At 42.3% G+C, this 5,665-nt stretch carries 3 protein-coding genes; 2 read left to right on the top strand and 1 reads right to left on the bottom strand.

Annotated features, from left to right (window positions below; all coding sequences use genetic code 11):
• The coding region (locus B0681_RS10420) for a hypothetical protein (protein WP_078318610.1) at window positions 1-2,101 on the top strand (2,101 nt) is incomplete at its 5' end.
• Window positions 2,102-2,360: 259 nt separating this feature from the next.
• Window positions 2,361-3,530: a hypothetical protein gene (locus B0681_RS10180; RefSeq protein ID WP_078318609.1), complete on the top strand. Its 1,170-nt coding sequence runs from the start codon at window positions 2,361-2,363 to the stop codon at window positions 3,528-3,530.
• 136 nt (window positions 3,531-3,666) lie between these two features.
• Here the strand turns inward: B0681_RS10180 and B0681_RS10415 are convergent.
• Window positions 3,667-5,665 (bottom strand): autotransporter outer membrane beta-barrel domain-containing protein (locus B0681_RS10415; RefSeq protein ID WP_407661983.1); only part of this gene is annotated, 1,999 nt, incomplete at its 5' end.

The following is a 5,665-nucleotide window of genomic DNA, read 5'->3' as shown; positions in this document are numbered from 1 at the left end:
GGATCTAACACCTGAACCAGCAACCACAATCGTTGCAGATAGCATCAAGTTGGGTGACAATCTAACTGATGAAGTTGATCCATCAGCCGCTTATGCCGCTGCTGGTAAGACCGGCGCAGACTTCACTGGTGATATCGCATCCGTTGGTGCTGATTCAGCAACTGCTGATTTTGACACTGCATTGGCTCTTGACAGTGGTTTGACAAACGATACCAAACCAACTTTAAGCTTCTCATTAGACAATGAGCTATCAACTGGTCAACAAGTTGTGGTCACTCGTTACACTATCGTGAACGGTATTCGCACCAATGCTGAAGAAGTATTGACTAAAACCACTGGTAAAGACTTTGAGTACCAAGAAGCTGAGCTTGAGCAAACTTATGGCACTGACTATGAGTATGAAATCCAGCTGCTGACTGACGGCAAAGTGACAGCTACCCAAAGCCATACCTTCCGCTTGGATACCATGGTAGAGGCGATGCAAGTTACAGAAGCGACCTTTAACGATACAAAAGGTAGTGCGACAGTTGTATTAACAGCTCGTGATAATTCTGAATTGAATGCAACCGTTTCGGCAACTTATACGAGCGGCGGCAAAGAGGTACCGGCGACTGTTTCAGCAGTTAATGGTGTTTACACACTTACATTAGATGGCTTTGACCGCTTTGATCCAGCTGGTTTAAAAGTGACCGTTGTGGATGCAGCAGGTAATGTCAGAACTGAAACCATGCAGTTTATGCGTAACCTATTTAGCAGCTACAATCTTGTGACTGGTCCAGACAGTACTAAAGATCGTGATGGTATTGCTGTCAAAAATGACGGTGGTTTCGATGACGCAAACCGTATTGGTGGTAAACAATTAAGCGCTGATGCTGCTAGCGGAGATGCGTTTGTACCGACTGCTGGCAATGACACGCTTATCCTTGGTTTGGATCAATTTGGTGCTCTTAACGCATTAAATGGTTCGCTGTCTGACCAAAACTATTGGGGTAATGTCCCTGCAGTTATCGATACTGGTGCGGGTGATGACTTCATTCATGTACGCGGTGCTTTCCAAGGCTTTGAAGGTAATGCATCATCACTGAAGATGGGCGATGGTAATGATAAGCTACAGCTGGATGAGAATGTTGTTGCTTATACAGCTAATCCTAAGTTCGTCGTTGATATGGGCGAAGGTAACAACCTGATTAACCTAAAAGGTTGGGTTGCTGCAGGCATCCAATCAGCAGTGACATTTGGTAGCGGTAATGACACCATGCTTGTAGGTAGCAACTTTGACGGTAAAAAAAATGTTAACTTCGGAGACGGTGACAATGTACTGAAAGTGGGCGGTTATGTGGCCAATACTGGTACAATCTCCTTTGGTACTGGTGACGATGCGGCTATTATTTCAAGCAACTTCACTCATAGCACCATGACTACCGGAGATGGCAAAGATACCGTTATCATTGGTGGCGATGTTCTGAATTCAGGCAATGCAATTCGAGAAACTGTTATTGATACGGGTGCTGGTGACGACGTGATCAATATCGCTGGTCGTCTAAGCACTGGTGGTACACTTGGCGATAGCACTGCGGATTTGAAAATCCTTGCTGGTGAAGGTAATGATGAGATGACTATTACTGGCCAAGCTTATCGTGGCCTAGTTGACATGGGTGCAGGCGATGATAGCTTGACCATTGGTAAAGTATATCTAGACTCTAACCCGAACCAGTTGCGTCTAGATGGTGGTGAAGGTAACGACACTATCTATCTAACAGGTACTGATAATGAGCAATACAGTATGCGTACCATCAAGAACTTCGAAACTATCGATATGTCTGATGCCAAAGCTCAGTATCTATTCGTTGAGCACAATTACTTGACTGAAGTGGATACCAATACAGAGCTGTTTATCAAAGGCGGTTCAGAAGACAAAGTGAACTTCGGTCCAGGCGGACGTCCTGATGGTGATCTTCGTGACACAATCGGTAATGCCAAAGTTGTATGGTCGAAGATTGATGCAGAGCAAAGAACAGTGGATGGCGTGACTTATGACGCTTATACAGTTGCAAGCTCTGATCAATGGGTTTACATCCAACAAGGTGTCCAAGTGATCTAATCTCACTATCCATATAATCCAAGCAACCAAAACCACCTCCGAAGTTCGGGGGTGGTTTTTTATCGGCTGTAGGATGGACATCACCAACCGTCATAGTCCATCGGATCTGTTTGATACGAGGTACGCATTATGATGATATTGAAAGTTGTTTTATTTTCTATATTTTTTAAAATAATATTTAAAACATGGTTGTAGCAAATTTTTTATAATTGATACGCCATAAATTTAGATATATTATATGAAAAATTAAGGAGGTTATATGAAGCAAGATGAAAAGCATGCGGATGATTCAATACACACAACTCAAAAGACGGTAAAGTCAATTCAGGATAAACTAAAATATAAAGATAAGATTCAAATGAATAATAATCCTTTATTAAAAAGAGAGAATTATTCCAATCTATTGGATGATATAAGCAAATTTACTGCCATCATTCTACAAACCATTTCTATAATTTTTATCATCACTATAATTTTTGGATTTATGCTTGCGCTAAATTATAGTTCAAAAATTCAACAAAATGATTTGGTTTTAGAATTATTTAATAGTCCAAATACCTTTTTAGCGTTTGTGTTAATGTTATTTGTAACGGGCTTATTGACTACTTTTCTACAACTGCAAACAGTCCTAACATATATGTTTTGGCTGGGCAAAAACAACTCCAATAAGTGGGAATTTTATATCATTTTAGCGATTAATCTTGTGATTGGACTATTCATATTATTCACCATCTGTAAGATGTTTGGAATTTGTACTTTGTTAGTTGTTGTGATGGTAATTAGCTTGTCAATTTTTATGGCTTTCAAATTCAATTCTTGGTGGATTCATATTCTATCTCCAATAGCTATACTTGCTGCAATGCTAACTTCTACCATTTCGCAAGTTCAAGATGGTAATTATCTTATTTTTGAAATGGTTGGAATTACAGAAAAGAAAAGTTCAACAAGATGGTACCTAATCTATAACAATGGTAATGCTGATAGCATTAATGGCTTGAGAACTGCTGACATTACACAACTTCAGACCAAGTTTAATAGCAAGGCGCCAAGCGACTACTGGGCTAAACATCCCAATGCGTTGTATGGCTATATGAAATGGAATATCGGTAGCGAGCGTGTTCTATGCAATGTCGCAGATAAAGACAAAGAAGAATACTGTCTAAGACTACCAAAGGAAAATATACAAGCGGTACCCGAACTAGAAAAACCAAAGAGCACTCAAACACAAAATGACAATGAAACTGATGATAAGCACCTATGTCGGTGTCGATGTGGGTGCCAAGCAACAACACAGCCCGAACAAAAGCAGGTAATGACACAATCTGAACAAAATGCCAAGAGTGGTCAGGAATATACAGGCGCATCTGAGGTGATTTGTGATGAAACGCTAGGTGATTCATCAATTCAGCCTTTGCCGATGAAGAAATAGCACAGTAGGATGCGTACCACGAATCAAACAAATCCAATGGATTGTACCGGTGGGCGATGCCCATCCTACAGCCAAAAAAACCACCCCCGAACTTCGGAGGTGGTTTTGGTTAGATTAACTATATTCCAATGTGCAATTAGAACACATCGACACCTTGCTGAATGTAGATTACAGCATTGGTATCAGTACCATATTGCCATACATCGTATTTCAAGCCAGCGGCATCAGTCTTCACCTCACCTGTCTTAGCTAGATTGCCAGTATTTTCCCGAGATAAGAATGGATACACATTCACACGATCGCCTTCATCGCCTTTAACATATAGACCTGGGTTTTTCAAGATATTCTCCAGAGTGGCTGCTTGACCAGAGCCTAGGTCTAGGGTGTTGCGCTCGTTCCACGCACTACCAGTACTGCTGCCATTTAGGTCTAGTACTTCAATACCAGTTAGGTCAGCCAAATAGATATCCTTGCCAGCTCCAGTTAGCTTGATGGTATCGATGCCATCACCACCATTGATGTTAGCACCTGCAGCACCAATATTTAGCACATCATCACCATCGCCCAGTTCAATGACGCCGCGAGCAGTGCCCTTGATGGTTACGGTGTCGTTTCCTGTACCAGTAATGATACTGGTCGTTGCAGCAGCCGTACTACCAGCAATCTCTACGATGTCATCGCCTGCGCCAAGATCAATATCACCTTCAACGTTAGCACCAAAGATTGCGGTATCATTACCGGTGCCAGTAGTGATACTACCAGAAGCACCAACAAAACCAGCAATATTTACTGTATTATTGCCATTGCCGAGATTAATATCGCCATCGCTGCCTTGTTTAATTGTAACAGTATCTTGGCCTTCACCACCCAAAATGTTGGCTCCAGATGATACAGAACCATTTACGGTCAAGGTATTTACATCTGTAGCCAGATCGGTGTTATTGTCATTGCCTAGGCTTACACCTGGTAGTGCTTGGTATTCAGGCAGATATGCCGCTGGCATTGCAGCGCCACTACCTAGATCAATGCGAGTGGTTAATCCTAAAGAACCAGTAGTTACAGTATCACTACCGCTACCTGCATAGATAGCACCGTTCTCTACACGCCCGACAACAGCAATATCATCATTGCCAGCTTCACCAAAGACATATGCTACCGCCGATGATGTATCAGAGTCATTGATAGTGCCATTGACTACACTGCTTAAAATATATCCGCCAACTCGTAAGATGTCATCGCCTTCACCTAGATACGTACGAGTCTGTTGACTGATGTTTCCTTTGATTTTAAGGACATCGTCGCCTTGGGCAAGATCCAGTGTGGTAATAGCATCGTTACCATCGGTAGCTTGTCCGACTTTTGTATCACCTAAATTCAAAAGGGCGCCATTATTCATAACATTTGGGGATGTCTCATCTGGATGATAGCCAATGTATACCACATCACCAAAGTCTGTTGTCAATGCAGCAGCAGATTCAGCTGGAACTGTATCACCAGCCTGTCTATAATTAGCAAAGCTTTCAGCATTTGGGCCATAGTAAGGAGTTAGATCACCATATAATTTAGCAACCCACATAGCATCACCGTCTTGAATAACACCAATAGCTTCGCCATTGTTCAAAACAGTACCATCTGCGAGTGTTTCGCTTGCTTTGATAGTTGCGGTTTCATCTGCATTGACGGTATTGGTAATGCTAGCGATGACCGTTTCAGGGCTTTCATTATCAAAGGCTGCAGTACTAGCTTCTAGTACTGGATCTAGCAGGAATGATACTGAAGTTTCGCCCGCTGGGATCTTCACAGTCACTGTGTTATTGATCTCATTATAAGCAACAGCGCCTTTGTCTGATGCTAGCGTGATGTTCTTGATGTCTGCTGCATCTGCTTTACCGGTCAAGGTAACGACAACTTCAGTATCAGCAGATGATGCACGGTTTAGAGACACAGTGTAAGTCAAGCCTGTGGTAGCGTCCAGATCTTCTTTGGTTGCAGCAGCATAGACTTTTTCAGCAGGTGTGATCACCTCACCAGTAGCAGCATCTACAGCACCTGGGTTGTAAGGATCGGTAATTACTTTAGATCCTTGATCGCCAGTTACTGCGATAGCTACAGTTAGTGGTTCAGCTACTAGATCC

Origin of the sequence: Moraxella porci DSM 25326, from assembly GCF_002014855.1 — a bacterium.
GTDB classification, from domain to species: Bacteria; Pseudomonadota; Gammaproteobacteria; order Pseudomonadales; family Moraxellaceae; genus Moraxella; species Moraxella porci.
This window is presented reverse-complemented; position numbering and strand designations above follow the sequence as displayed.

Excerpts from the sequence above, each read along its gene's own strand:
- B0681_RS10180 (WP_078318609.1), top strand. The coding sequence starts at position 2,361 with ATGAAGCAAGATGAAAAGCATGCGGATGATTCAATACACACAACTCAA.